We start from the raw sequence: 25,425 nt of genomic DNA on the forward strand, positions 1-25,425 counted from the left end.
CGTGAATTTATGATAATTATCGTCAGTAAATGGGCTGTTTCTCACAATATTTATCAGACTCGGTCTTTATCAAACCTAATGTCTATCAAACCAGCATCATCAAACAGGGAACGGACAGCGTGATTCCAGTAGAACGTCATCAACAGATTCTGGCGCTGATCGCCGAACGCGGCGCGGTAAGTATTAACGAACTGACCGAGCGGCTGGGCGTGTCGCACATGACGGTGCGGCGTGATGTGCAAAAGCTGGAGCAGGACGGCCTGCTGCTGAGCGTCTCCGGCGGCGTGCGATCGCCCGAACGGCTGGCGATTGAGCCGTCGCATCAGGATAAATCGGTGATGTTCAGCCAGCAGAAAGCGGCGATGGGGAAACTGGCGGCGCAGCATATTCCGTTGAATAGCTGCATTTATCTGGATGCGGGCACCACAACGCTATCGCTGGCGCGCGAGCTGGCTGAACGCGACGATCTCGTGATTGTCACTAACGATTTTGCGATTGCCGCTTTTCTGATTGAGTCCAGCCAGTGCCGCATGATCCACACGGGCGGCACGCTGTGCCGGGAAAATCGCTCCTGCATTGGAGAAGCCGTCGCGCAGGCGCTGCGCAACCTGTTTATTGATATCGCCTTTATCTCTGCCTCTTCGTGGAGCCTGCGCGGGCTGTCCACGCCGAACGAAGACAAGGTGGTGGTGAAACGCGCGGCGGTAGAAGCCAGCAGCAAGTGCGTCCTGCTGTGCGACACCTCAAAATACGGCCGCATCGCCACCCACCTCGCCACGCCGCTCAGCGTATTCGACAGCATCATCACCGACGATGGCCTGCCCGCCGCCGCCAAAGACGCCTTGAGCAAAATGGGGGTCGAGGTGCTGGTGGCGGGGTGAAGGCTATTTCTGTTTGTTGATATCTAACGGGCAAAAATATCCAGACCTTTCTCGTTGATTATATTGAGAAGACGTAGTGCAGCCCCAGAGGGTTTTTTCTCATTACGTTCCCATTTTGAGACGCTCTCAACGGACATATTGAGAGCGTAAGCTAAAGAAGATTGCGACATTTTATAACGGGAACGCATGTTCTGAATTTCTGCACCGCTCATTGCGTGAGCTTGCTCGATGCGCTCACGGAATTCCCGTGCGGCAACCCGATTATTGATGCGTTCCATCGTGGTATCAGTGATACCCCCGTGTTCATGCAGGCTTTGCGCCATTTGCTGTAACTCTTTCATCTTTGCAGCCATCGCATTTCACCTCTCGTAGTTCTTTCACTTTTACCAATCGAGCTATTTGTTGAACGGTGAGTTGAAGTAGGTCATCAGCAATGTCTTTATAAACAGCCAGCTCATCATCCTGAATTTCTTTAACGCCTTTCCTGACCTGATTTTTTTTCCATCCATCGGCAAAAAATAGATTAGAGCCCAGCTTGAAAAAGATGATGGTTCTGGCTCCTGCACTCTTTCCGGCATTCAATGCAATTCGTTTGTTAAGCACACCACCGCCAAGGTCACCCTCAACACGGTCATTCATCACATCATTAGCAATCTCACAAAGGTAACTATCAGAAAGTATTTCGCTTTTTAGTTTTTTATCGAAGAGCTTCGTTGTGTATACCGCCACGGTTCATCCTTAAACATGACTAGTAATAATAACTATAGTCTAAATTACGGGTTTTCTGCAATGATCGCAGTCGTAGTGGCACGAAATAGTATGTTTAATCGGTGCTTTTACCTCTTACCTCTCTTTGTCATTTTCTCGTCATTTCCAGTTATTTTTCGGTCATACGCGCATGCCATGTTTGTTTGCGCCCAAAAGACGCCGTGATGTTCAGCCAGCAGAAAATGCGTCCTGCTGTGCGACATCTCAAAATATGGCAGCATCGCCACCCACCTCGCCACGTCGCTCAGCGTATTCGATAGCATCATCACCGACGATGGCCTGCCCGCCGCTGCCAAAGACGCGCTAGGTAAAATGGGGGTTGAGGTGCTGGTGGCGGGGTGAGGGGGATAGCCAAATTGGGACGGCCTGACTATCGTCTTGAGTCCAATGTGGAAATAAACGTATTATCGCGATGTCGTTAATTAAACAACTTCATGAAAAAAAGATAATTATACCACTCGTCATCATTTGGGCCAAAGCCTCCCAGCGGGACTTTATCGATATGGCTGCAAACCTTGTGTCAAAATCACGTACCGATTTTATGCTTGAAGCCGCCTGCTGCGAGGCGCAGGACATCTTGTTAGGTCAACGTTTGTTTATTTTGGACAACGAACAGTTTGACGAATTCTTGGCCGAGTTGGATGCGCCTATCACCGCAGAGCGCCAGGCGCGCATTAACGAGCTGATGAGCCGCAAATCTCCATGGGAATAACTGCACCAGAGCCATTACTCATTATTGTTCTTGGTTGCATGCAGTTGATCGGACACTCCCTTATTGAGCCACTTTTGTTAAATATCAAAAAAGTGGCACATAGGTTCCATTTGCTGATGTAGGATTCGGATGATAAGAAGATCTTCTTCTCGTATGCGGTAGAAAATAGCGTGTTGCCTATGATCGAATCGGCGCACACCATGGCTAATTTCAGGGTACTCTTGGCCTATATAAGGGGATTCTGCTAGCAGAATCAGCGTATTCTCTAGCGACTCTGTATAATTGTCAGCCTGATTGATGCCATAGTTGATCAATGTGTACTCAAAGATGCCTGCGAAATCTTCTGCTGCAAAATTAGAGAGTTTATACATTCAATTCGCGCTTCTTTTTTGCTGCAATTTCACGCAGCGTCAACGAACTTTCTCCACTTTGTTCCCCAGCGCAAATCGCTTTTTTCAGAGCCTCTGTTTTGGATTCCTGTTGCTCAAGAAGGCGAAGCGCTGACCTGATGACTTCACTGGTAGAACTATAGCGACCGCTATCTATTAATTTGGAGACAAAGTCATCCAGTTGTTCGCCGATCGTAATGCTTGTCGTTCTAGGCATAAAAACCCCCTGTGTTATCTATTAACACAGATAATAGCACGAAACAGACTACTTAGTAGTCAAGTAAGAAGACCTCTTCCCTCTGTCACTCTCCCGTCATCTTCCCGTTATTTTTATGTCATGCGCGCATGTCATGTTTACCTTCGCATAAAAAACGCCGTGATGATGGCGCATTTAATTGATTGCAGGAGACAGGCATGTTCAACAACACAACTCGTAAAACACATGCTATTCGCACCGCAGCGGCGTGTGTGGCATTCGCGCTGATGAGCGCCAGTGCGCAGGCCGCGACAGAAATTCCTTTCTGGCATTCCATGGAAGGCGAACTAGGGAAAGAAGTGAATTCTCTGGCTGACCGTTTTAACCAAGCACACAGCGATGTAAAAATTGTGCCGGTCTATAAAGGCAACTACGAGCAGAACCTGGCTGCCGGGATTGCGGCTTACCGTGCGGGGAATGCACCGGCCATTTTGCAGGTCTACGAAGTGGGTACGGCAACCATGATGGCAAGTAAAGCCATCAAGCCTGTCTATGAAGTCTTCAAAGAGTCAGGCATTAATTTCGACGAGTCGGTGTTTGTGCCGACTGTCTCCGGTTATTACACCGATGCGAAGAGCGGCCACTTGCTGTCGCAGCCGTTTAACAGCTCCACGCCGGTGCTGTACTACAACAAAGATGCCTTCAAGAAGGCAGGGTTAGATCCCGAACAGCCACCGAAAACCTGGCAGCAAATGGCGGAGTATACCGCCAAACTGCGTGCCGCTGGGATGAAGTGCGGCTACGCCAGCGGCTGGCAGGGCTGGATTCAGATTGAAAACTTCAGTGCCTGGCACGGTCTGCCGGTTGCCAGCAAAAATAACGGTTTTGACGGCACTGATGCCGTACTGGAATTCAACAAGCCGACGCAGGTTAAGCACATTCAGTTGTTGCAGGACATGAACAAGAAGGGTGACTTCACCTATTTCGGGCGTAAGGATGAGCCGACCGAGAAATTCTATAACGGCGACTGCGCCATCACGACCGCTTCTTCCGGTTCGCTGGCGAACATTCGCGAACACGCCAAGTTCAATTACGGTGTCGGCATGATGCCGTATGACGCTGATGTGAAAGGCGCACCGCAAAACGCCATTATCGGCGGAGCCAGCCTGTGGGTGATGGGCGGCAAAGATGCCGCGACCTACAAAGGCGTCGCTGAGTTTATGACGTTCCTGGCTGAGCCGGAAAATGCCGCTGAATGGCACCAGAAAACCGGTTACCTGCCAATCACGACTGCGGCATATGAGCTGACGCAGAAGCAAGGCTTCTACGAGAAAAACCCAGGTACGGATATCGCCACACGTCAGATGCTGAACAAGCCACCGTTGCCGTTCACCAAAGGTCTTCGTTTGGGCAACATGCCGCAAATCCGTACCGTGGTAGATGAAGAATTAGAAAGCGTATGGACAGGTAAGAAGACGCCTCAACAGGCGTTGGATAGCGCAGTAGAACGCGGTAACGCGCTGCTGCGTCGCTTTGAACAATCGACGAAGTAATACGCTTCTGTTGAGTAATACCGGGCCGAAGGGAATCGGCCTGTTTCTTTTCTGTTTGCAATGAGTTACCGCATGACATCATCCCGCCCCGTTTTTCGTCGTAGTTGGTTGCCCTATGTTCTGGTGTTGCCTCAACTGCTGATTACCGTGATTTTCTTTATCTGGCCAGCCGGTCAGGCGCTGTGGTATTCGGTACAGAATCTGGATCCGTTTGGGTTATCCAGCGAGTTCGTCGGTATGGAAAACTTCAGGCAACTGTTCAATAACCCTTACTACCTCGATTCGTTTTACACCACGCTGATATTCAGCTTTCTGGTAGCCGGGTTTGGCATGCTGATTTCACTCTTTCTGGCCGCGCTGGTGGACTATGTGATCCGTGCCAGCCGCCTGTACCAGACGTTGATCATCCTGCCGTATGCCGTGGCCCCCGCCGTTGCTGCCGTATTGTGGATGTTCCTGTTTAATCCCGGTCTGGGGCTGATCACCCATTTTCTTGGGCTGCTGGGCTATACGTGGAACCATGCGCAGCACAGCGGTCAGGCGATGTTTTTGGTGGTATTGGCATCGGTCTGGAAGCAGATTAGCTATAACTTCCTGTTCTTTCTTGCGGCGCTGCAATCGATCCCTCGTTCATTAGTCGAAGCGGGCGCGATTGATGGCGCAGGCCCGGTACGGCGCTTCTTCAATTTGGTGTTGCCGATGATCTCACCGGTGAGCTTCTTCCTGTTGGTGGTCAATCTGGTATACGCCTTTTTCGATACCTTCCCGATTATCGATGCTGCGACGGCCGGTGGGCCAGTGCAGTCGACGACCACGCTGATCTACAAAATTTATCGTGAGGGCTTCGCGGGGCTGGATTTGTCCAGTTCGGCAGCGCAGTCGGTGGTACTGATGATGCTGGTTATCGGGCTGACCATTATTCAGTTCCGTTTTGTTGAACGGAAGGTGAACTATCAATGAAGGTGAATCTACTAAGGTCAACGGCCAATGATTGAGAATCGTCGCGGGTTAACTATTTTCAGCCACGTCATGCTGATCGTCGGCATCCTCGCCGTACTGTTTCCGCTGTATGTGGGGGTTGTGGCCGCCACGCTGGATAACCAGGAAGTCTTTCAGGTGCCGATGACGCTCATCCCCGGTTCTCACCTGTGGGAAAACCTGCGTTATATCTGGCTGCACGGTGCGGGCAACAACACTACGCCGTTCGGGTTGATGCTGCTCAACAGCTTTGTGATAGCACTAGCGATTACGGTAGGCAAAATCACCGTCTCGATCCTGTCCGCTTACGCCATCGTCTATTTCCGTTTTCCGCTGCGTAACCTGTTCTTCTGGATGATTTTCCTGACACTGATGCTGCCGGTGGAAGTGCGTATTTTCCCGACGGTGGAAGTGATCGCGCGGCTGGACATGATGGACAGCTACACCGGTTTAACCCTGCCTTTGATGGCCTCGGCGACCGCCACTTTCCTGTTCCGTCAGTTTTTTATGACGCTGCCGGATGAATTGATGGAAGCGGCGCGTATCGACGGTGCCAGCCCGATGCGTTTCTTCTTCGATATGGTTTTACCGCTGTCGAAGACCAATCTGGCGGCGCTGTTCGTGATCACATTCATCTACGGCTGGAACCAGTACCTGTGGCCGCTGCTGATTGTCAGCGATGCCAATCTGGGTACTGCGGTCGCCGGGATTAAAAGCATGATTGCCTCCGGCGATGGGGCGACCCAGTGGAATCAAGTGATGGCTGCCATGCTGCTGACCATGCTACCGCCGCTACTGGTGGTGCTACTGATGCAGCGCTGGTTCGTTCGCGGTCTGGTCGACAGCGAAAAATAAATCAAGACGAATTTCGGAAACGCTTATGGCATGTTTAAAACTTCAGGCCGTCACCAAGTCTTACGATGGCAAAACACAGATTATCCAACCTATCGATCTGGACGTCGCTGATGGCGAGTTTGTGGTGATGGTGGGGCCATCGGGCTGCGGAAAATCAACGTTGCTCCGTATGGTGGCTGGCCTTGAATGCACCACCAGCGGTGATATCTATATTGATAACCAGCGTGTCACCGATCTGGAACCGAAAGATCGCGGTATTGCGATGGTGTTCCAGAACTATGCGCTTTATCCCCATATGAACGTGTTCGACAATATGGCTTACGGCCTGAAAATCCGTGGTTTCGGCAAGGTGCAGATTCGTGAGCGCGTAGAAGACGCGGCGCGTATTTTGGAACTGATGCCGCTGCTGCAACGCAAACCGCGTGAGCTATCGGGCGGCCAGCGTCAGCGTGTGGCGATGGGGCGGGCGATTGTCCGTGAACCGGCGGTGTTCCTGTTCGACGAACCGCTGTCGAATCTGGATGCCAAACTGCGCGTACAGATGCGGCTGGAATTGCAGCAACTGCACCAGCGCCTGAAAACCACCAGCCTGTACGTCACACACGATCAGGTTGAAGCCATGACGCTGGCGCAGCGCGTCATCGTGATGAACAAAGGGATCGCAGAGCAAATCGGCGCGCCAGCTGAGATTTATCGTCGTCCGGCCTCGCTGTTTGTGGCCAGCTTTATTGGTTCACCCGCTATGAACCTGTGGTCAGGGCGTATTAGCGATGATGGCTGCCGCTTTGAAATCGGCGGTGACATCGCGCTGGCACTACCTGAGCCGAAGCCGCAGTGGCGTGGTAAGGCATTGACGCTGGGGGTAAGACCGGAGCATATTCAGTTGGCGGCGCGCGAAACCGACGGCATTCCGCTACAGATCGACACACTCGAACTGCTGGGGGCAGATAACTTAGCGCACGGCAAGTGGGGCGGACAAAACATCATCGCGAGGCTCTCTTATGAGCACTGTCCCTCCATCGGTTCGACGCTTTGGCTGCATTTACCGACCTCATCATGGCACCTGTTTGATTCGCAAAGCGGATTACGGATGAAATAATGGAAACAATCTGGCCTTACCCGAGCATTGTCGCCCATCGCGGCGGTGGTTCACTGGCACCGGAAAACACGCTGGCGGCGATTGATGTCGGTGCCAGCCTCGGTCACAAGATGATCGAATTTGACGCCAAGCTGTCGCATGACGGTCAGATTTTCCTCCTACACGACGACACGCTTGAGCGTACCAGCAACGGCTGGGGTATTGCAGGCGAACTGCCGTGGGACAAATTGGTCGGGCTGGATGTCGGTGGCTGGTACGGTCATCAATTTGTCGGTGAACGCCTGCCGCTACTATCGGAAGTCGCAAAACGTTGTGCACAGTATGGGATGGCGGCCAACATTGAGATTAAACCTACCACCGGATATGAAACCGAAACCGGACGGGTGATTGCACTGGCGTCGCGCCAGTTGTGGGCCGATCACCCGGTAGCACCGTTGCTGTCCTCGTTCTCTATCGAAGCCCTCGAGGCGGCGCAGAAGACTGTACCGGAACTCCCGCGCGGGCTGTTGCTGGATGAGTGGGAAGAGGACTGGCTGACATTAACGCAGCGTCTGGGGTGTGTGTCCATTCACCTGAATCACAAACTGCTGACGGCAGAACGCGTCGCGGCGCTGAAAGCCGCGGGTTTACGCATTCTGGTTTATACCGTCAACCAACCTGATCGCGCGCAAACTTTGCTGGATTGGGGCGTTGACTGCATCTGTACTGACCGGATAGATTTAATTGGGGCTAACTTCGCGACCGGCTGAGGTCTGCCTCTATACCCGTCATACTTCAAGCTGCTTGTGCGTTGGCTTCCCTTGTTCACCCCAGTCACTTACCTGAGTAAGCTCTTGGGGATGAAATGAGAGACATCCTGTCTCTCACCGAAGGCCAGCCGTTGGCTGATCAAATTCGTTCCTGACGAATTTGTCACGCGGTTGCCGCATGACAAGGCCATAAATGGGCCTTGCCCTAAAGGGTCAACGCATAGCGTTGTTCAAAACGCTAACGTTTTGTCACGCAACTCGAATTATTTAGGGTATATCTCCGTAATAACGGATCCCCTTTCTGACTTGGTGCCGGTAATAAGGAAGTGGCTTCATGCCCGCATTTATTGTTTCGCTTTGGCACCAGATTTTTCTGTCGTTACCCCTCTTTGTTCTCATCGCGCTCGGCTATAGCCTGATTCGCTACGGTAAATGGCCAACCACCGTGACCGACGGTATGACGCGTTTTGTCTTCTCCGTCGCCATGCCCGCGATGCTGTTCCGCCTGATGTCGGATTTTTCCAAACGTCCGGTGGTGGATGCCCGACTGCTGATCGCTTTTTTCGGCGGCTGCCTGCTGGTGTTTATCTTAGGGCGGATCGTGGCGCGTAAGATCTTCCATCTTGATGGCGTCTCCGGCTCGTTGTTTGCACTGAGTGGCATCTTCTCCAACAACGTGATGCTGGGGCTGCCGATTGCGACGCTGATGCTGGGCGAAGAGGCGATCCCATCGGTTGCGCTGGTCGTGGTGTTTAACGGGCTTATTTTGTGGACACTGGTGACGGTGTCGGTGGAATGGGCGCGTAACGGGGCGTTGTCGCTACAGGGGTTTACCAAAACCGCGTTGGGCGTGCTGAAGAACCCGCTGATTATCGGCATTCTGTCCGGTACGGCGTTCAGCCTGACGGGATTACCGCTGCCGTCTTATGTCGATCAGCCGCTTTCCATGCTGGGACAGATTGCCGCGCCGCTGTCGCTGGTGGCGCTGGGAATGGGGCTGGCGGAATACCGCGTGCGCGATGGCTGGCAGATTAGCACGGCAATTTGCACGATCAAGCTGCTGGTGCAGCCGCTGGTGATCTGGGGAATTGCGATTGCACTCGGTCTGCCGGAAATGGAAACGCGTGCGGTTGTGCTGCTGGGGTCGATGGCGGTGGGCGTCAACGTCTATCTGATGTCGCGCCAGTTCGATGTGCTGGGCGGCCCGGTGGCATCCAGCCTGCTGCTCTCCACGGCGATGGCGGCATTAACCACGCCGTTGATTCTGACGCTGATGGGTGTGCGGTTATAGTTAGCCACGCTTGGCTAGGAAGCCTGTGGTTAGGCATTCTGTTAGTGTTATGTAATGTTTCGTGCGCGTTTGTTCTCGTGGTTTTCTGCAACCGTTGTCGTATGCGCCCGACACGGTGCGGCTCAATCGCCGCCGCCCCGTGACCCCCGGCTTTTCGCGGGGAATCACGCCGCTTTGCGGTACCTTCGGTGTTCATGCCCGCAACCCGGACCGCCTGTGACGCGCTCCCGGCGCGGCACAGGCTTTCGCGGTGTCCATACCGCTCATCCGGCGGTCATGCCCACCTCAGCGTAATTCTTTACGCGCGTAAGATAATAAAAAACCAAAAGAGCAGACCCGTTGGTCAGGGGTTCTGTTGAATTGGCGGCGGCGGCGTGGTTCTCTGCGACCGCTCCAAATCTTTCTGTAGCTGCTGCTGACGTTGTTGATTCAACTGTTGATTACGCTGCTGGAGCTGCTGATTCAGTTGCTGTTGCTGCAATTTCTGGCTCTGCTGCATAGTCTGCTGCAACTGTTTCTGGCTGCTGATGCCGTTCTCAAACTGCTGTTGAGGTGTGGGCGCTTGTGTCGTGTTGGCGCTTGCCACAAACGGCAGGCCGAGCAGCACAGCACAGGCGAATAGTGTCTTAGGGTGTTTCATTAAACCTCCACACAAGCCTTCGGCCTGTAGATAAGCCATTTGCGAAACGAAAACGGCAATAATGAGATAGAAGAGTAAAGCGTTTGCGCCATGGATGGCGCAATCCGAGCGTACAGGGATGTATTTACAGCGTCTTTACGATCTATCCATTATCGCCGCTCGAATGCCTTCATCTGTAAGGTCAAGTGTAATCGCTGTGGGTGAAAACGTCGTGCAGAGTAATCCGCATTCCGGCGTACAGGTTTTGGGTTGCCCTGTGGGAATGCGTTATACTGCGGCGGAATTTTCCTTCGTGGTTGATGTTATCTCATGTTCCATATCGCGCTCTATGAGCCTCAAATTGCACCGAACACCGGCAATATTATCCGACTGGTGGCTAACAACGGCTGTACGCTTCATTTAATTGAACCGCTGGGGTTTGATTTTGAAGAGAAAAAACTGCGCCGTGCGGGGCTGGATTATCACGATCTGGCGAGCGTCAGCCGTCATAAAAATTATCAGGATTTTCTGGCCGCGGTTCCGGGTAAACGCATCTTCGCCTGTACCACCAAAGGCAGCCGTCCTTATGATCAGCCGAGCTACCAGCCCGGTGACGTATTGCTGTTTGGATCGGAAACGTCCGGTCTGCCGGATGAGATTCGCAATGGCTTCGAGCCAGATTTTCGTATCCGCATTCCCATGCAGTCGAATAACCGTAGCCTGAACCTGTCCAATGCGGTGGCGATCATCAGCTATGAAGCCTGGCGGCAAAATGGCTTCGGCGGCTGCCTGTAGTCACGGCTTGCTACAGTTTGCCGGTGGCGGATTTTTTCAGTGGCGGATTCACCAGAAACACCACTTCCCCGCGATAATACGGTGAAGTGGCAAGGCGCTGCTGCCACTGCGGTTCCCACTTGCCGTTTTGTACCAATCCCACCCGGAAAGGCAGAGCCAGTTTCAGCAGCGCGGGTAGGTACTCGGCGTAGTTGGTAATGGTGCTGCGCCCCTGATAGGTCTGCACCACCACTTCATCCAACTTACCCTGTAAACGGTTCAATGCCGATACATCCCCGGTTTTCGACCAGTCGAGCAGCCCGGTAATGCTGAGCTGACAATCCTCGGGTAAACGCTCGCGCAGCTGTGTCAGAAATGCGACATAACCAGCCAACTGATAGCTTTTCGCGTCAAAATCAATCTGAATCCCGACAACCTGATTTCCGTGGCGCTGCCACTTTTCCCGTAACTTTATCATTCGGTTCAGGTGGCGATCGGAAAGCTCCAACGTCGTCATGCGAAAAGCCAGCCAGACGCGGTTAACGCGTAGCTGGCTGGGTGGAATCCCCTGACGCAGGAAAACGACTTTGCCCTGACGGCGAGCCACTTCTCCCTGATGCAAGTACAGCGTCTGGGCCTGATGCAGGATGGGCTGCGGTCTTACCGCCGCCCACAGCCAGAAATCCTGATAGCGCGTAGCATCAACGATGGTGGGTGCCACGTGGGTGGTTAACGGTGCCGCGTTAACGGAAGCGGCCTGCATACATAATGCAAGCAGGCCGACCAGCACGATTGACGACGTTACCAGTAATAATCGAGCTTGTCTGCCCACACGCTGCCTTTGTACTTGGTTTTCAGTTGGGTAAACCAGGCTTTGCGGGTGGCTTTGCTGATTTCCTGTGGGCCACAGTCGTTATAGCCACTCGGCGCATAGCAGTAGACCGCGCGATACAGAGCATAGGTTTTGTCTTCCGGTGGCGCTTTCGGATCGGCAATCACCCGCATATAACCATCCAGACGATTATATTCGGTGCCGACGAATTGCGTTGGCGCGTTGGTGAGCCCGCTCAACATGCTGCCTTCACCCCAGTCGAAGCCCACGCTGTTATTGGTACGCAGGAAAAATTCGCCGAGGCAGTTAATCGCACGGGCGTCGTTGGGGCGTTGGTTCAACGTCGTGACCACGTCATTCAGCGCCGGACATTGATAGTCTTCTTCGGTGTCGCTGCCATCCCAATCAAACGCCGTTAGATCTTCCTGATTCCAGCTCTGATTTTCGCTGCTGACCAGCGGCGCGATGTCTTTTCGCAACTGAATATCTTTGAGATAGCTGGCGTAATCACCGTGCGTTAGTGATTTGGTCAACAGCGTATGCAACGCGATAGCGCGTTCTTCGTGGCTCTGTTTCGCACTCGTTTGCTGACGGAGCAGATCGGCATTGGCGCTGACTTTCAGCACAGCGGAACGAAAACGCAGGTTTTTCACCGGGCTATCGGCGGTAAATATCCGCTCCGGGTGACCCGCCTTGACCAGCGTTTCCGCGAGGGCCAGTTGCAGGAACTGATTTTGCGTGTACCCCATATTGCGCGTTAGCAATTGGCGCCAGTGTGCTTCTGCTTCATCCCAGCGCTCCAGACGAACCAGCGCCCGGCCGCGCAGCACTTGCAGACTAAAACGCACGGTATCGGTTATATCGTTTGCTTGCGTCGCGGGAACGCTGTTAACCACGGCAGCGTAATCTTTTTGCCCATAAAACAGCTGGGCGGCCTGAAGGTAGCTAAACGCGTCCTGCATGTTGCCTTGCTCAAACAGCGGCTTCTGTGCGGCCAGCTCATCGGCGGATAAGGCGGGTAATGCCAGCCAGCCTTCATCGGAGCGGAATCGCTTGAGATCTTGTACCATCGTCAACAGCGCGCTGTCTGGCGCACTGGTGAACTGACTATTTTCCAACAACTTATTGTCGATCTCATCGTTTAATTCAAGGAGGTCTTCGATATCGGTGGTGCCGTCCAGTTCGTGTTGGTACGTTTTCGCCAGGGCATTCGTATCATTTATGATCCAGTATGCGCGGCGATACAGTCCGTTAGCGGAATCCACGTACTGTCCCTCGGGATACTGCTTCAGGTAGTCGTCAATATGCTGAACGGCCGACTGAGCGGTAGCCTTATCGGCTTTACTGGCATCGAACATGTTGTATTCATCTAGCGCATCTTCCATGGCTTTATTGATTGCCACGCGAATCAGCATGTAGCGCGAGGTTTCCGCTACCCAAGGCTGTGGTGATGATACCAACGCCTGAAAACCGCTTTCCGCCTCATCAAAGTGACCCTGATAAAACGCCAGAACCGCGAACAGATAGTGCGTGAGTGCGCCTGCATGCCCTGCGTCCGTCAGTCTGACAAGACCCTCGTTCAGTGCCTCTTTGGTATACAACGGGTTGAGGATATTCACCCGCTGATGTGCCAGCAGCGTGCGTTGTTCCCCGGTGAGCTGTTTGTCTGTCAGAAGGACGTCGAAAAACGCTTCCAGCGTGGAGAGCGCATTGGAAATATGCCGTCCTTCGTTATCGTCAGGCGAAAACGTCGAGATAGTGCTTTGAACGGACAAGGGAAGATGCAGTTGCTTCGCTTTGTTGAGCGTCGAGAGGTAGGGCGCATCCGCCGTGACATCCTCTCCTGCCTCTGATGTCTGAGGTGTTTCCGTCGCCGCGATCCCCATGACTCGGTAGGCCGTGAAAGGGTCGACACGTGAACGCGTTTGATCGGGTAAAGGATGGGGTAACGGAAGCGAAATTCCGTGGAGGCGGCTTTGCAGCAACATCAGATTCGTACGCGTGTCATTACCCGGTTGCAGGTAAGGCAGGGCAGACATGCCACATTCTGAGTCGGAAAAACCGCACACTCCATCGCTGGAACTGAATGCCTGACTGCTCATTAACGCTGTCAGTACGCCAGCCAGCAGCGTTACTCCTTTCATGGTTGGTATCCTTCATTTAACACGGGTCTTGCCTGTTTTCGGCATGAGTGGGGATCACTCTACGCAATCGCGTAAAAAACTCAAACCCGAATTATTTAGCCCGGAGATAAACAGAAAATGACAGGTGCCCATGTCGGGCACCTGAGGTGGTATGGTCTGATAGAAAGAAAGGTCGGCGGTGGAGGAACCGCTCCGATTTACCGTTGATGCAACGGCAGCCAGATGATCAAGCGCAACCCGCCCAGGGGGCTGTCTTCTGCTTTGACCCAGCCTTTGTGCTGCGTAATGGCGGTTTCCACGATAGCGAGGCCCAAACCGCTGCCGCCGGATTCGCGATCGCGCGCTTCATCGGTTCGGTAGAAGGGGCGGAAAATCTGTTCGCGATCTTCCGGGCTCACGCCGGGGCCGTCATCATCCACTTTGATGGTGATGCCCTGATTATCCACTGAAAAGGCCACTTCAATGTGGTTGTGAGAGTAGCGCAGCGCGTTGCGCACGATATTTTCCAGCGCACTGTCGAGCGAGGCCGGGTTACCGAAGAGCATCCACTGCCCCGGAGGATAAGGCACGTCCAGCGTTTTCCCCATTTGCTCGGCTTCAAAAGCGGCATCGTCCAGCACATTGCCCCATAGCTCATCGGCATGCAGGAACTCACGGGTCAGCTCGTTCTTGTGCTGATTGCGGGAAAGCACCAGCAGGTCGTTAATCATGCTGTCGAGCCGCTGCGTTTCCGTTTCGATGCGGTTCAGCTCATTGCCTTCACCCTGACGCCGACGCAGTAGCGCCGTTGCCAACTGCAAGCGCGTCAGCGGCGTGCGCAGCTCATGAGAGATATCCGACAGCAGACGTTGCTGTGCGGTAACCATCCGTTCCAGCGCGCTGACCATCTGGTTAAAGCTGACGCCCGTCGCCTGAAACTCCTGTGGGCCGGATTCCAGCTCAGGGTGCTGGCGTAAGTTGCCTTTGGCGACTTCATCGGCAGCATGTTTGAGCTTACGTGCGGGTTTCGCCAGGCTCCAGGCAAGCCAGAGGAGTAGCGGGGAACTGATCAGCATGGTGAAGATCAGCAGGAGTAAAGGACGGTCAAACAGCAGGCTGATGAAATCTGACTGCGGGCTGCGTGCAGGGCGAATCAGGTAAAGCTGGTAGTTGTCATCACCATCGCGGATTGCAAAAGGACCGAGAAGCTCGATGCGGCCGTAATTTTTCTTTTGCGGATGGTCGGCGTTATCCGACAGCCCGATAAAATTACGCACAATCGGGGTTTCATGTTTCTCCGCGCCGAGAATCCGGCCTTCACTGGTAACCAGAAAAAGGCGCTGTCCTGGCGGTGCCCACTTATCCAACACCCAGAACAGCCGTAGCCACCAGCGCAGATCGTTGGCGGGCGTGTTGGCAAGGTCTGCTTCAATGTGCTGTTCCAGCATGATGCCCTGCCGCTGCTCGTTTTCCAGCAAGGCGGTAAGCTGGCGCGAGTCCAGCTTGGGCACCATTAGAACCAGCATGAGTACCAGCGCCAACGTTAACCAAAAAATAGCAAAAATACGGGCGGTCAAACTGTTGATCATGCAGCCGATACCATCAAATAGCCTCGTCCACGCAGCGTTTTAAACCAGGGTAAACCGTCCTTGCGTTCTGGCAATTTACGGCGCAGGTTCGAGATATGCATATCGATCGCGCGGTCAAATGGCGTCAGTCGTTTTCCCAGCACTTCCTGGCTTAAATGCTCACGAGAAACCACCTGTCCCAGTCGCTGGGCTAACAGATAGAGCAGCGTAAATTCGGTGCCCGTCAGATCCAGCACAACATCGTCAAAGCTGGCTTCCTGTCGTCCGGGATTCAAACGCAGGCCATCCACTTCCAGCGTCGGCGCACTGTTATCGCCCGCCTGCTGTTGATCGGTCCAATTAGAACGGCGGAGAATCGCGCGAATTCGCGCCACCAGTTCCCGGTCGTTAAAGGGCTTCGGCAGATAATCATCGGCACCCAGTTCCAGACCAAGCACGCGGTCTAATTCACTGCCGCGGGCGGTCAGCATAATGACCGGTGTTTGATGATGCTGTCGTAGTTCTTTTAATGTATCGATACCGTTTTTCTTCGGCATCATCACGTCCAGTAATAACAGGTCAACAGTGCTATCTAATATCTGTAACGCCTGCTCGCCGTCGTAGGCGACAACGACGTTAAAACCTTCCATTTCGAGCAACTCTTTCAGTAAAGCCGTTAGCTCTCTATCGTCATCAACCAGCAGAATTTTATTCATGTTTTCTCTACCTCCAAGGGCAAAATACGACATAGATTAGCGCTATTCCATGACTTTACGTAGTTTTACATCCTCTGACGGATGTTTGCAGCAAGATGCGTAGACTCATGCTCATTGATTCACAAAATGACGTACCGCTCTGGAGAGTTATTGATGCAACAGTTCGCAACCTTATCTCTTGCTTCACTGCTTATGTTAGGCACATTTACCGCCTTTGCAGCAGAAAATGGAGACGCCTCGGCGAGCGGCTGGAACATCGATGATTCCGCCATAAAAGGGGTATCCGGCCAGCAAGGTATGTTCGATGGCGTGAGGCTGACTGAGCAACAGCGCCAGCAAATGCGCGATTTGATGCACCAGAGCCGTCAAGACAAGCCGGCGTTTAACTCCGAAGATGTTAAAGCCATGCACAAGCTGGTGACGGCGGAAACATTTGATGAAGCGGCGGTGCGAGTGCAAATAACCCGAATGATGAGTATGCAGATTGAGCGTCAGATTCAGATGACCCGAGTGCGCAACCAAATGTACAACCTGCTGACGCCAGCGCAGAAAGAAATATTAGAACTGAAGCATAAGCAACGTATGAAAGAGATGCAGCAACAGGTATCCATGTTTAACCAGATGTCCGCGCCATCACCAGGCACGACAAACGATGTTGAGACAGATAGTCCCGAGTAGTCGCGCTAGTGTAGTAAGTAGTCTGTAGTAAACGTAGTGCAGTCCGAGTAGTAATGTGTAGTAGGTACACACCCTGTTTTTCCTTGCCATAGACACCATCCCTGTCTTTTCGCCCTCCATGATGGAGGGTTTTTTTTGTCTAAAATTCGGCACGAAAAAATCAGCACAATATAAGATAGAACGCGTAGAATATGAGCACCAAAAATGATGCTCATGAATGTTCCTTTACCTGTCTTCAGGCTTTTGGCTGACATCCTCATAAAAGCACGCTGAAACACCCTTGGCCGCTCGCCGATTACATGGCGATGTCATACTTTCTCTGTACCATTGCTCCATCGCGTTAGCCTCTGCCACGACAGGGGGCGCATTCTTTTATTTTAACTTTTGATATCAATACCATGACCCGTTCTTCCCGTTCGACCGCCTGGTTACGCGTCGTCAGCCTTTCTCTGGCGGCATTCATTTTTAACACTGCTGAATTTGCCCCTGTTGCGTTGTTGTCAGACATCGCGGCTAGCTTTTCCATGAGTGCCGCGCAGGTTGGGCTGATCATTACGATTTATGCCTGGGTTGTGGGGCTGATGTCGTTGCCCTGCATGCTGCTGTCCAGTGATATGGAACGGCGCAGCCTGCTGATCAAAATCTTTATTCTGTTTGCTGTCAGCAATGTGCTGTCTGGGCTGGCCTGGAATTATTGGGTGCTGGTCATCGCCCGTATCGGTGTGGCGCTGGCTCACGCGGTGTTCTGGTCAATTACGGCATCGCTGGTGGTACGGCTGGCGCCTGCGGGCAAAAAAGCGCAGGCGCTGAGCCTGTTGGCGACCGGAACGGCATTGGCGCTGGTGCTGGGACTGCCGCTAGGGCGTGTGGTCGGGCAGTATCTGGGCTGGCGCGTAACGTTTGTCCTTATTGGCCTGAGCGCCGTCGCGATTATGCTGGGTTTGATGAAACTGCTGCCCATGTTGCCGAGCAGCAATTCCGGTTCATTGAAGAGTTTGCCTCTCCTGCTTGAGCGTCCGGCGTTGCTGTGCGTGTACGGCCTGACAGTGATGATCGTGACGGCGCACTTTACCGCCTACAGTTATATTGAGCCGTTTATCCAGAAAGTGGCGTTGTTGAATGAAAACTTCACCACTATCTTGCTGTTGATTTTTGGCGGTGCCGGCATCATTGGCAGTATGTTGTTTAGCCGCTACAGCAGCAAATACCCGGCGGGCTTCCTGATTGTTTCCTTCGCGTTTTTGGCGGTGTGTTTGCTGTTACTGTTGCCGTTGTCATTCAGCGGCTGGAGCCTGTCGACGCTGTGTATCGTTTGGGGTATCGCCATTATGGCGCTGAGCCTGGGGATGCAGGTCAAAGTGCTGACACTGGCATCGGATGCCACCGACGTGGCAATGGCGCTCTATTCGGGGATTTATAACATTGGGATCGGCGGCGGTGCGCTGCTGGGCAATCAGGTTATTATCCATTTAGGCTTGCCCGACATCGGCTTCATGGGGGCGGCGATGGCGATGCTGGCGACGGTATGCTGTATTTTGACGTTTGTTCGCTATTCCCGTGTGTTAAAAACATCATTAACGAGTTGAACGTGGGTAACAACCCAGGCGATCGGTTTTCTGTGAGGGCATGATGAATCCACACTATGCGCGTCTGGTGACGCTGGCAGCAGTGAGCGCAACCGTCGTGGCGCTGGTGCTGTTCATAATGAAAGTGTTTGCCTGGTGGCACACCGGTTCGGTGAGCCTGCTGGCATCGCTGGTTGATTCGCTTGTAGATATCGCCGCGTCGCTGGTTAACCTGCTGGTGGTGCGCTATTCGTTGCAGCCGGCGGATACTGAACATGCATTCGGCCATGGTAAGGCGGAGTCGCTGGCGGCGCTGGCGCAGAGCATGTTTATCTCCGGCTCGGCGCTGTTCCTGATTCTGACAGGGCTGCAACACTCGCTGGAGCCGCAGACGCTGCACGCGCCGGAAGTGGGCGTGTGGGTGACGCTCATTGCGCTCGTGGCCACGCTGTTGCTGGTATCGTTCCAGCGTTGGGTCGTGAAGCGTACGCATAGCCAGGCGGTGCGGGCGGATATGCTGCATTATCAGTCCGATCTGTTGATGAACGGCGCGATTCTGGTGGCGTTGGCGCTCAGTTGGAAAGGCGTTACGCGCGCCGATTCCCTGTTTGCATTAGCTATAGGTGGTTATATTTTATACAGCGCGTTGCGCATGGGGTATGGCGCCGTGCAGTCGCTATTGGATCGGGCATTACCGGATGAAGAACACCGTGCCATCGCTGAAGTTATCGCAAACTGGCCGGGTATTCGCGGCGCACATGCGTTGCGTACCCGACGTTCCGGCCCAACGCGCTTTATTCAACTGCATCTGGAAATGGATGATGCCCTGCCGCTGGTTCAGGCACATCAAATTGCAGATGAACTGGAGCAGGCATTACTTAAACAGTTTCCGGGTGCCGATATTATTATCCATCAGGATCCGATTTCCGTCGTGCCGGAAAATCAGCGTGGCAGGCTGGCGGTGTAGTCGGCTATGTTTCACATTTTATGTGAAAAACGTGATACGCCATGAAAATTTATGCACAATTTAGCCTGACCTGAATCAATTCAGCTTCGGGTGTTTGTTATAATATGCTAATAAAAGAATAAGGCGTTGCTGCCTGTTTTACGGCGGCGGTGAATTTACGATAGAAGAATCCTGCAAAATTACATCTACAAGTCCAGAGGTTGTCATGATTAGAAGAATCGGAGTGTTGACGAGCGGTGGCGATGCGCCAGGTATGAATGCGGCAATTCGTGGTGTGGTTCGTGCTGCACTCACAGAAGGGCTGGAAGTTTACGGCATTTATGATGGTTATCAGGGCTTGTATGAAGATCGTATGGAGCAGTTGGATCGCTACAGCGTATCGGATGTGATTAACCGTGGCGGCACGTTTCTGGGATCTGCGCGTTTCCCGCAGTTCCGTGATGAAGCGGTGCGTCAGGTTTGCGTAGAAAATATGAAAAGACGCGGTCTGGATGCGCTGGTGGTTATCGGCGGTGACGGTTCCTATATGGGTGCCAAGCGTCTGACCGAAATGGGTTTCCCTTGTATCGGCTTACCGGGCACGATCGATAACGACGTGGCGGGTACGGACTACACGATTGGTTACTTTACTGCGCTGGAAACCGTGCTGGAAGCGATTGACCGCCTGCGAGACACCTCCTCTTCACACCAGCGTATTTCTATTGTGGAAGTGATGGGGCGCCACTGTGGTGACCTGACGCTGGCGGCGGCGATTGCTGGCGGCTGTGAATTCATCGTTCTGCCGGAAGTGCCGTTCAGCCCGGAAGATCTGGTCTGCGAAATCAAAGCAGGTATTGAGAAAGGCAAAAAACACGCGATTGTGGCGATCACCGAACTGGTGTGCGACGTCGACGAACTGGCGAAATACATTGAAAAAGAAACGGGACGCGAAACCCGTGCGACCGTACTCGGCCACATTCAGCGTGGCGGTTCACCGGTGGCGTATGACCGTATTCTGGCTTCGCGCATGGGCGCTTATTCTATCGAACTGTTGCAGCAGGGCTACGGCGGCCGCTGTGTCGGTATCCAGAATGAAAAAATGGTGCACCACGACATCATCGACGCCATTGAGAACATGAAACGTCCTTTCAAAGGCGACTGGCTGGATACAGCGAAAAAACTGTTCTGATACCACAAAGCTGATGCTTTCTGTCTCTTCGTCTATTTTTATGCGGACGTTAAGACGGTTTCGTGCGCGATAATGTTGTTATTTTCATGCTACCTCGTAGCACGCGCCCGACACGGGGCGTCTCAAGCGCCGCTCGCCCCGTGACCCCAAGGCTTTAGGCGCGAATTATGCCGCTGACGCGGTTCCTTCGTCGGTATCTGGCTTCACGGACCGCTTGCGACACGTTCCCGACGTGGCGCAAGCTTGAGCCGCGTCCCTGCGGCTCATCCTAAGCCCGCTATCTCCTCAGCATAATTTTTTACGCCGGATAACGGCAAAACTCGCGATGCCTCTGGATTGTCGTATAAGAGCCTGCGCTAGGCATTTGAGGTGAGTCCCTCCTCCGGCTCCTCCATCACATCCGCCGTTGTAGATATATAACCAGCAAGAATATAAAAATCGGTTTTATTATTTTTTCTGCACGTTCAGACCTGCTAGCCTGCAAATTCCTTCCGTCTTGATGACACGCTGATTGCTGCTATGAACATCGATCTTCGCCAACTGCGCCACTTTATTGCTCTGATTGAACATCGAAATTTTACGTCGGCAGCACAGGCGATGAAGCTTTCTCAATCCGCTTTCAGCCGCAGCATTCAGTCGCTGGAGCAGACCATCGGTACGCGTCTGATCGATCGCATGAACCAACTGGAGCCGACGCCGAAAGGGCTGGTGGTGCTGGAACACGCGCGCCGCCTGATTAATCAGACGCACGATCTGTTTAACGATATCCAGCAATTCAACGAGAAAGAAGCGGGCGAAGTGAATTTTGGCTGTGGCCCAGCTCCCGCAGCCTGGCTAATGCCGCAGGTGATCGGGGATTTTTCGCGACATTACCCAAAGGTGCGGATGGTCTTTCGTGTCGATAACTGGCAGGCGCTGGGCCATCGGCTCATGGCCGAAGAGCTGGACTTTATCGTGGCGGACATGCGCAATTTTGAATTCGATACCCGCTATCGCGTACAGCCGCTGAGCCAGCACCGCTGGGGCTTCTGCTGCCGTAGCGGGCATCCGCTGGCGGCGCAGGAAGAGATCACCGTCGAGCAATTCTTTTCCTACCCGCTGGCGGCAACGATCCGCCCACCCAACCTGCACCGTGCGCTGGTGCAACTGAGCGGTAAACTGGATATTCGCACCAGCATTGAGTGTGAGAATGGCTACAGCCTTCTGGATGTGGTTCGTCATTCGGATGCCATCGGCACGACCAACCATTTCAACGAGCCCGAGCGACACGGGCTGCATATGTTGAAGATTGCGGGTCTGGACGACAACACCGACGAGTTTTATACCCACTACGGCATTATTTATCTGGCGGACGCTCGCTTGTCGTTGCTGGCGCGCAAGTTGATTGACACTTTTGTGCAGGTCGACGGTGACCTGCACGGCACGCCTACGGCGCTTACAGCGGAGTGATGCTGAAATCGCTGATTTCCTGACGTGAAAAGACGGTCCGAAAGCCAAAATAGCCTGGGGCTGGCGTATTTGGATAGCTGGCGTGGAAATAAAGCACATTATCGACCCAAAAACGCGTTTCCCGCCGATCCACTTCAATCACGATGCGATAGCGATGATTCGGGCGCAGCAGGTGCGCAGCATCAGTATATTCGCCAAGCAGCAGGCGCTCGCCGTAACCATCGTAATACCGAAATCGCGTGGTGCTGTTCCAGTTACCGCCCATGCCGACATAGTACAGATTCAGGCTGTCATATTCGTTGAGTTTGCCGTACCGGGTAAACAGGCTCGGGTGATGCAGGTCGCGCGCGGCCCAGAACTGGTTCACATCGGACACCCGGTCGTAAGGGCAATCTGCGACTAAAACCTCGCGCGTGAAGGCGATGCGATAGGTGCCCGAGAGTGGGGTGTCTAGCCAGATCGTCAGCCCGGCGGCGCTTTCCAGCCTCAGATGCTCCGGCGTGGTCTGGATCGCCGTGCGGTCAGGGTCTTCCTGTTCGACCTGCCAGCGTAACGGCTGACCTGCTGAATCCGTGGACCAGATCAACGTTGAACGATGTGGCGAATCGATAATGTCATGTGTGCCGCCTGCCTGTGGCGACAGTAGGAGCGTGTTTTCAGTACAACCTGGGTCAGTCATGGTGATGTCCTGTAGCGTGCCGCCGGGTGGCGGCATTAAGAAGAGGGAATGTCATCCAGCAAGGCCAGCAGGGCGATGGCGGTTAATCCCCACTGCGCGACGGCATTGGTCGCCAGATTGGTGGCGGTGGTACTGCCGGAATGTTTATCAATGGTGGAATCAATCACCGCCTCATTGATCGGAGAGAGCACGATGGGAGGCGTTAAGCGCCGCTGTTCGAGCGTCGGATGGGCGATACCGCCGCTGCCTGCGGTAAATTCTTCCCAGGCGCGCTGTGCCAGCGCACGATCGTTCAACCGTCGTGCGGCAAAGGCAGTCAGTCGGGCATGTCCCTGAGCCAGATTGAGCTTTTTCACCGTCTTACCCACGGTCACGCTTAGCGCGACGGGGTCGTTATACAGTCGGCAGTAGTCGAGCCATGCGCGGGTAAACGCGGGATCGGGCAGCGCTTCGACCAGCTCACTACAGATTTCTGTTAGACCAAAAACCGCGCTCAGATGTGAAATCTCCACCTGATTCGGCGGAGCCAGCACGATGCGCCCGGTATCGGGATCGATAGCTGACCCGCCAGTGAAAAAACCGTGTGGCTGCGCCGCGATGGTTTGCATACTGGTGAGCAGGCGTTCACGCATTGCCGGATCGCCGTGCCGTTCCCAGGCGGTTAACCAGGCGGCGGCTACCGCGCCCCAGTCCGTCCCGAAACTCAAGCTGACGTGATGCGGATCGGCGGGCGATGTTTGTCCGATCTTGCGGCCGGGCAGGACGGTGCCGAGTGTACGCAGCGCCTCGACCTGTTCGTCCATCAGTTCACCGATGCGCTCATCGGCAGTGAGGTAGTAAAGGAAACGACGGTTGGCAACGGTAGAAATACGCAGCTGTTTGGCGCTGTCGCCCCAGTGGCGGACATTGTGTCGTGACCCCAGCGGACTGAAGCGTCCCAAATGGTGTACGTCCACTTCGCCCGTGTGGCGCGTCATGGCTTCTGCCATGCGAAATGCCTCGGCGCGCCCGCTGTGCAGAAAGTAATACCAGAGCCACAGATCGGTGCTGAGCTCCGAGTTATCCCACGCGTAGCCACCTACATCGTAGCGCCAGACGTGACGGTCGCTGTCATAGGTGTGCATCACGTCGCCGAAATCCCAGAAGCCGTACCATTTCCGCTGTTCAACCTCCTGCTGATAGACATCGAAATATGCCTCCAGTTGTTTCTCCAGCCGGACGCGGGCTGGCGTAGTGGCAGAGGAAGAAGAGACGGGTGCCCACAGTGGGCCAAACGCCTGCGCGCGGTGCAAGTCCTGAGCGTCCGCCACCAGCAGTGGCGGTTGCTGCATGCGTCGCGCCCGCTTCACCAGATCGTCCGCGTCGGGCGTCGCGGGCAGCACATCAATAAACAGTTCGCTGGTGCGAGCCACGCCGACCGCCGAACCGAAGCCCGGTTCGTAATCTTCGTAGGTAATTGCCAGCCCTTCGCGCTGTTTGTCATGGGTATCCTGAACCAGCCCGTCATGATAAAAGCGCATATCCATCGGTTCTGCCCACGGTGACCACAGCCAGAGCGTGACGGTCGCCGCGTCAGTGTGAGCCTTCTCGATTTCCAGACAGGCCGGGTAGCTCTGCCAGAAATGGCGTATTCCGAATGCCACGCCGCCGGTTGGCGTGCCCAGATAGCCGACGCCCGCCGCCCGTTCACCCGTGGCGGAAAGCAGCCAGCCCTGTCCGGCAGCGGTGCGTTTGTGTATCTGGAAGCCGTCGGGATGGTGCTGGGTCAGGCGGTAGCTGCCAAACGCGGGAATGTAATCCAGCCTTTTTCCGACCTCCGGCGAAAAATCTGCGATCGGCGGTGTAGCTTGTCCGGCCAACTGTGCCGCGATAACGGCTGCGCCGGGATCGCGGCGTAGCCCACTCAGGCCGCGTACCGCTTCACGAAAGAGTCCGCCTTGATCGGAAACGAAACGGACGTGACGATCGTGCAGTTCTCCCTGTAGCGGCACATCAAACGCTAACCCCAGCCCTTTCAGGTTGAGTTGTTCGTCATCGTTGTCATAAATCAGGGTGTGTATGACACGCAGCGAGTCGGTGTTCGCATAGCTATAGATACGGATAATAAAGGGGATAGACGTCCGCTCCTGCTGCTGGGCGTGATGCGTACCGCGTAGTGCAATCACTGTCCGCTGTGGCCCGTTTTGCTCCACCGTGACCGTATCAATCACACCCTGATAGGTATCCTGCGTCAGCGTGCTATCCGTTTCCGCCCCTCGCTGCATGCGCAACACCAGCCTGCCGTTGGTTAACGCCAGCCGATTATCCCGCCAGATTTCTTCGATCAGGCGAGAGCCTGAGCGTGGAATCACATAGCGAATGCGGCCCGTCTCCACCGTCCAGCCGTGCTCATGCTCGCTGACCATTGCTGAACCCGTCGGCGCGTCCTTAACGGGAATCGGCCGCAGCGTTAGCCCGTCTTCGGGCGGCGTGGTGCCGCCCAGCGCGTGTGCCGACCATTTAATCGAACCGTCCGGCCAGTGAGCCAGCGGCCAGCTTTGCAGGTCGTAAGTCCGCTGCTGCGCATCGTGCAGTTGGAAGCCGCTGTCGTTACGCACCGCGCCCTGTGGCCAGGCTACGCCCCAGGTCACGCCGGTGAAGGCGTGGGGCTGCTGCCCGTCCAGCCAGCGCAGACTGACCTGTGGCGCAGATTCGCCTGCGTAGGCAGAGGCTTGAGGCGTGGTGGCGTGCGCCGATGTCCAGAACGGTGCCGACAGCGCCAGCAGCGTGCTGTCGCGCAGGAAGCGTCGGCGCGAGTAAGCCATCTTGTCCATGAC

Annotated in this window: 25 protein-coding genes and 1 pseudogene; 15 read left to right on the top strand and 11 right to left on the bottom strand. The window is 54.3% G+C overall.

All coding sequences use genetic code 11. The features are described 5' to 3' along the window. Window positions 1-119: 119 nt before the first annotated feature. The gene (gene ygbI / locus O1Q74_RS00580) at window positions 120-881 is read left to right on the top strand and encodes a DNA-binding transcriptional repressor YgbI (RefSeq protein ID WP_271875518.1); all 762 of its coding nucleotides are present in this window, start codon (window positions 120-122) and stop codon (window positions 879-881) included. 23 nt (window positions 882-904) lie between these two features. Here ygbI and O1Q74_RS00585 read toward each other — a convergent pair whose 3' ends face one another. Then, complete coding sequence (locus tag O1Q74_RS00585; protein WP_271875520.1) at window positions 905-1,234, bottom strand: helix-turn-helix domain-containing protein; 330 nt, start codon at window positions 1,232-1,234, stop codon at window positions 905-907. Continuing rightward, a complete protein-coding gene (locus O1Q74_RS00590) occupies window positions 1,185-1,610 on the bottom strand; it encodes a type II toxin-antitoxin system RelE/ParE family toxin (protein WP_271875522.1) in 426 nt (141 codons plus the stop codon). The genes O1Q74_RS00585 and O1Q74_RS00590 overlap by 50 nt, the downstream gene beginning before the upstream one ends. A gap of 210 nt (window positions 1,611-1,820) precedes the next feature. Here O1Q74_RS00590 and O1Q74_RS00595 point away from each other — a divergent pair. Together O1Q74_RS00595 and O1Q74_RS00600 are read left to right on the top strand one after the other, a co-directional pair. Beyond that, window positions 1,821-1,991 (top strand): annotated as a pseudogene (locus O1Q74_RS00595) (DeoR family transcriptional regulator); the annotation flags it as partial. Between the two features lie 70 nt (window positions 1,992-2,061). Further along, complete coding sequence (locus O1Q74_RS00600) at window positions 2,062-2,361, top strand: type II toxin-antitoxin system TacA family antitoxin (RefSeq protein WP_271875524.1); 300 nt, start codon at window positions 2,062-2,064, stop codon at window positions 2,359-2,361. A gap of 77 nt (window positions 2,362-2,438) precedes the next feature. Here O1Q74_RS00600 and O1Q74_RS00605 read toward each other — a convergent pair whose 3' ends face one another. Both O1Q74_RS00605 and O1Q74_RS00610 read right to left on the bottom strand, forming a co-directional pair. Then, window positions 2,439-2,732, bottom strand: coding sequence for a type II toxin-antitoxin system RelE/ParE family toxin (locus O1Q74_RS00605; protein ID WP_271875525.1), 294 nt, complete (start codon window positions 2,730-2,732; stop codon window positions 2,439-2,441). Further along, the gene (locus O1Q74_RS00610; protein ID WP_271875527.1) at window positions 2,725-2,967 is read right to left on the bottom strand and encodes a type II toxin-antitoxin system ParD family antitoxin; all 243 of its coding nucleotides are present in this window, start codon (window positions 2,965-2,967) and stop codon (window positions 2,725-2,727) included. Before O1Q74_RS00610 ends, O1Q74_RS00605 begins: the two co-directional genes overlap by 8 nt. 197 nt (window positions 2,968-3,164) lie before the next feature. Here O1Q74_RS00610 and ugpB point away from each other — a divergent pair, with 197 nt between their 5' ends. The 6 genes from ugpB to O1Q74_RS00640 all read left to right on the top strand — a co-directional run bounded on the left by ugpB (window position 3,165) and on the right by O1Q74_RS00640 (window position 9,471). Further along, a complete protein-coding gene (gene ugpB / locus O1Q74_RS00615; protein WP_271875529.1) occupies window positions 3,165-4,499 on the top strand; it encodes a sn-glycerol-3-phosphate ABC transporter substrate-binding protein UgpB in 1,335 nt (444 codons plus the stop codon). A gap of 72 nt (window positions 4,500-4,571) precedes the next feature. After that, on the top strand, window positions 4,572-5,459 hold the full coding sequence (gene ugpA / locus O1Q74_RS00620; RefSeq protein ID WP_271875530.1) for a sn-glycerol-3-phosphate ABC transporter permease UgpA: 888 nt from the start codon (window positions 4,572-4,574) through the stop codon (window positions 5,457-5,459). A 27-nt stretch (window positions 5,460-5,486) separates the two neighbouring features. Further along, window positions 5,487-6,332 (top strand): sn-glycerol-3-phosphate ABC transporter permease UgpE, encoded by an 846-nt coding sequence (gene ugpE, locus O1Q74_RS00625; RefSeq protein ID WP_271875532.1) that lies wholly within the window; start codon window positions 5,487-5,489, stop codon window positions 6,330-6,332. Window positions 6,333-6,357: 25 nt separating this feature from the next. Further along, window positions 6,358-7,431: a sn-glycerol-3-phosphate import ATP-binding protein UgpC gene (locus O1Q74_RS00630; RefSeq protein WP_271875534.1), complete on the top strand. Its 1,074-nt coding sequence runs from the start codon at window positions 6,358-6,360 to the stop codon at window positions 7,429-7,431. Next, entirely contained in the window at window positions 7,431-8,180 is a 750-nt protein-coding gene (gene ugpQ, locus O1Q74_RS00635) for a glycerophosphodiester phosphodiesterase (protein ID WP_271875536.1), read from the top strand. The genes O1Q74_RS00630 and ugpQ overlap by 1 nt, the downstream gene beginning before the upstream one ends. Before the next feature lie 334 nt (window positions 8,181-8,514). Further along, window positions 8,515-9,471 carry an AEC family transporter gene (locus O1Q74_RS00640; RefSeq protein ID WP_271875538.1) on the top strand — a complete coding sequence of 319 codons (957 nt, stop codon included), beginning with the start codon at window positions 8,515-8,517 and terminating at the stop codon, window positions 9,469-9,471. A 343-nt stretch (window positions 9,472-9,814) separates the two neighbouring features. On the opposite strand, the gene O1Q74_RS00645 is transcribed toward O1Q74_RS00640, so the two are convergent. Continuing rightward, complete coding sequence (locus O1Q74_RS00645; protein WP_271875539.1) at window positions 9,815-10,111, bottom strand: hypothetical protein; 297 nt, start codon at window positions 10,109-10,111, stop codon at window positions 9,815-9,817. Window positions 10,112-10,420: 309 nt separating this feature from the next. Between O1Q74_RS00645 and O1Q74_RS00650 the strand changes: the two genes are divergently transcribed. After that, a complete protein-coding gene (locus O1Q74_RS00650; protein WP_271875541.1) occupies window positions 10,421-10,885 on the top strand; it encodes a tRNA (cytidine(34)-2'-O)-methyltransferase in 465 nt (154 codons plus the stop codon). A 10-nt stretch (window positions 10,886-10,895) separates the two neighbouring features. On the opposite strand, the gene O1Q74_RS00655 is transcribed toward O1Q74_RS00650, so the two are convergent. The 4 genes from O1Q74_RS00655 to cpxR form a co-directional block, all read right to left on the bottom strand. Then, window positions 10,896-11,696, bottom strand: a complete 801-nt coding sequence (locus O1Q74_RS00655) for a DUF3142 domain-containing protein (protein ID WP_271875543.1) — start codon at window positions 11,694-11,696, stop codon at window positions 10,896-10,898. Next, window positions 11,666-13,840: a hypothetical protein gene (locus O1Q74_RS00660; RefSeq protein ID WP_271875545.1), complete on the bottom strand. Its 2,175-nt coding sequence runs from the start codon at window positions 13,838-13,840 to the stop codon at window positions 11,666-11,668. The genes O1Q74_RS00655 and O1Q74_RS00660 overlap by 31 nt, the downstream gene beginning before the upstream one ends. Window positions 13,841-14,037: 197 nt before the next feature. Further along, window positions 14,038-15,408, bottom strand: coding sequence for an envelope stress sensor histidine kinase CpxA (cpxA, locus tag O1Q74_RS00665; protein ID WP_271875547.1), 1,371 nt, complete (start codon window positions 15,406-15,408; stop codon window positions 14,038-14,040). Next, window positions 15,405-16,103 carry an envelope stress response regulator transcription factor CpxR gene (gene cpxR, locus O1Q74_RS00670; protein WP_271875548.1) on the bottom strand — a complete coding sequence of 233 codons (699 nt, stop codon included), beginning with the start codon at window positions 16,101-16,103 and terminating at the stop codon, window positions 15,405-15,407. The genes cpxA and cpxR overlap by 4 nt, the downstream gene beginning before the upstream one ends. Before the next feature lie 153 nt (window positions 16,104-16,256). Between cpxR and cpxP the strand changes: the two genes are divergently transcribed. From cpxP to O1Q74_RS00695, 5 genes are all read left to right on the top strand, one after another. Continuing rightward, complete coding sequence (cpxP, locus tag O1Q74_RS00675) at window positions 16,257-16,781, top strand: cell-envelope stress modulator CpxP (RefSeq protein ID WP_271875549.1); 525 nt, start codon at window positions 16,257-16,259, stop codon at window positions 16,779-16,781. Window positions 16,782-17,179: 398 nt separating this feature from the next. Next, on the top strand, window positions 17,180-18,367 hold the full coding sequence (locus O1Q74_RS00680; RefSeq protein ID WP_271875551.1) for a sugar transporter: 1,188 nt from the start codon (window positions 17,180-17,182) through the stop codon (window positions 18,365-18,367). Between the two features lie 43 nt (window positions 18,368-18,410). Further along, a complete protein-coding gene (gene fieF / locus O1Q74_RS00685) occupies window positions 18,411-19,313 on the top strand; it encodes a CDF family cation-efflux transporter FieF (RefSeq protein WP_271879015.1) in 903 nt (300 codons plus the stop codon). 205 nt (window positions 19,314-19,518) lie between these two features. Continuing rightward, entirely contained in the window at window positions 19,519-20,481 is a 963-nt protein-coding gene (gene pfkA, locus O1Q74_RS00690) for a 6-phosphofructokinase (protein WP_225086477.1), read from the top strand. A gap of 519 nt (window positions 20,482-21,000) precedes the next feature. Then, on the top strand, window positions 21,001-21,930 hold the full coding sequence (locus tag O1Q74_RS00695) for a LysR family transcriptional regulator (protein WP_271875553.1): 930 nt from the start codon (window positions 21,001-21,003) through the stop codon (window positions 21,928-21,930). Here O1Q74_RS00695 and O1Q74_RS00700 read toward each other — a convergent pair. Continuing rightward, window positions 21,917-22,645: a DUF6250 domain-containing protein gene (locus tag O1Q74_RS00700; protein WP_271875555.1), complete on the bottom strand. Its 729-nt coding sequence runs from the start codon at window positions 22,643-22,645 to the stop codon at window positions 21,917-21,919. The two genes, O1Q74_RS00695 and O1Q74_RS00700, sit on opposite strands and share 14 nt — an antisense overlap. Next, window positions 22,645-25,422, bottom strand: a complete 2,778-nt coding sequence (locus tag O1Q74_RS00705) for an exo-rhamnogalacturonan lyase family protein (RefSeq protein WP_271875557.1) — start codon at window positions 25,420-25,422, stop codon at window positions 22,645-22,647. The genes O1Q74_RS00700 and O1Q74_RS00705 overlap by 1 nt, the downstream gene beginning before the upstream one ends. Window positions 25,423-25,425: the final 3 nt, after the last annotated feature.

The sequence above is a fragment of the Pectobacterium sp. A5351 genome (genome assembly GCF_028335745.1).
Lineage (GTDB): Bacteria > Pseudomonadota > Gammaproteobacteria > Enterobacterales > Enterobacteriaceae > Pectobacterium.

Coding starts and splice junctions, on each gene's coding strand:
- O1Q74_RS00585 (WP_271875520.1), bottom strand. CDS start 1,234: ATGGCTGCAAAGATGAAAGAGTTACAGCAAATGGCGCAAAGCCTGCAT.
- O1Q74_RS00600 (WP_271875524.1), top strand. CDS start 2,062: ATGTCGTTAATTAAACAACTTCATGAAAAAAAGATAATTATACCACTC.
- O1Q74_RS00605 (WP_271875525.1), bottom strand. CDS start 2,732: ATGTATAAACTCTCTAATTTTGCAGCAGAAGATTTCGCAGGCATCTTT.
- O1Q74_RS00610 (WP_271875527.1), bottom strand. CDS start 2,967: ATGCCTAGAACGACAAGCATTACGATCGGCGAACAACTGGATGACTTT.
- ugpB (WP_271875529.1), top strand. CDS start 3,165: ATGTTCAACAACACAACTCGTAAAACACATGCTATTCGCACCGCAGCG.
- ugpA (WP_271875530.1), top strand. CDS start 4,572: ATGACATCATCCCGCCCCGTTTTTCGTCGTAGTTGGTTGCCCTATGTT.
- ugpE (WP_271875532.1), top strand. CDS start 5,487: ATGATTGAGAATCGTCGCGGGTTAACTATTTTCAGCCACGTCATGCTG.
- O1Q74_RS00630 (WP_271875534.1), top strand. CDS start 6,358: ATGGCATGTTTAAAACTTCAGGCCGTCACCAAGTCTTACGATGGCAAA.
- ugpQ (WP_271875536.1), top strand. CDS start 7,431: ATGGAAACAATCTGGCCTTACCCGAGCATTGTCGCCCATCGCGGCGGT.
- O1Q74_RS00640 (WP_271875538.1), top strand. CDS start 8,515: ATGCCCGCATTTATTGTTTCGCTTTGGCACCAGATTTTTCTGTCGTTA.
- O1Q74_RS00645 (WP_271875539.1), bottom strand. CDS start 10,111: ATGAAACACCCTAAGACACTATTCGCCTGTGCTGTGCTGCTCGGCCTG.
- O1Q74_RS00650 (WP_271875541.1), top strand. CDS start 10,421: ATGTTCCATATCGCGCTCTATGAGCCTCAAATTGCACCGAACACCGGC.
- O1Q74_RS00660 (WP_271875545.1), bottom strand. CDS start 13,840: ATGAAAGGAGTAACGCTGCTGGCTGGCGTACTGACAGCGTTAATGAGC.
- cpxA (WP_271875547.1), bottom strand. CDS start 15,408: ATGATCAACAGTTTGACCGCCCGTATTTTTGCTATTTTTTGGTTAACG.
- cpxR (WP_271875548.1), bottom strand. CDS start 16,103: ATGAATAAAATTCTGCTGGTTGATGACGATAGAGAGCTAACGGCTTTA.
- cpxP (WP_271875549.1), top strand. CDS start 16,257: ATGCAACAGTTCGCAACCTTATCTCTTGCTTCACTGCTTATGTTAGGC.
- O1Q74_RS00680 (WP_271875551.1), top strand. CDS start 17,180: ATGACCCGTTCTTCCCGTTCGACCGCCTGGTTACGCGTCGTCAGCCTT.
- fieF (WP_271879015.1), top strand. CDS start 18,411: ATGAATCCACACTATGCGCGTCTGGTGACGCTGGCAGCAGTGAGCGCA.
- pfkA (WP_225086477.1), top strand. CDS start 19,519: ATGATTAGAAGAATCGGAGTGTTGACGAGCGGTGGCGATGCGCCAGGT.
- O1Q74_RS00695 (WP_271875553.1), top strand. CDS start 21,001: ATGAACATCGATCTTCGCCAACTGCGCCACTTTATTGCTCTGATTGAA.
- O1Q74_RS00700 (WP_271875555.1), bottom strand. CDS start 22,645: ATGCCGCCACCCGGCGGCACGCTACAGGACATCACCATGACTGACCCA.
- O1Q74_RS00705 (WP_271875557.1), bottom strand. CDS start 25,422: ATGGACAAGATGGCTTACTCGCGCCGACGCTTCCTGCGCGACAGCACG.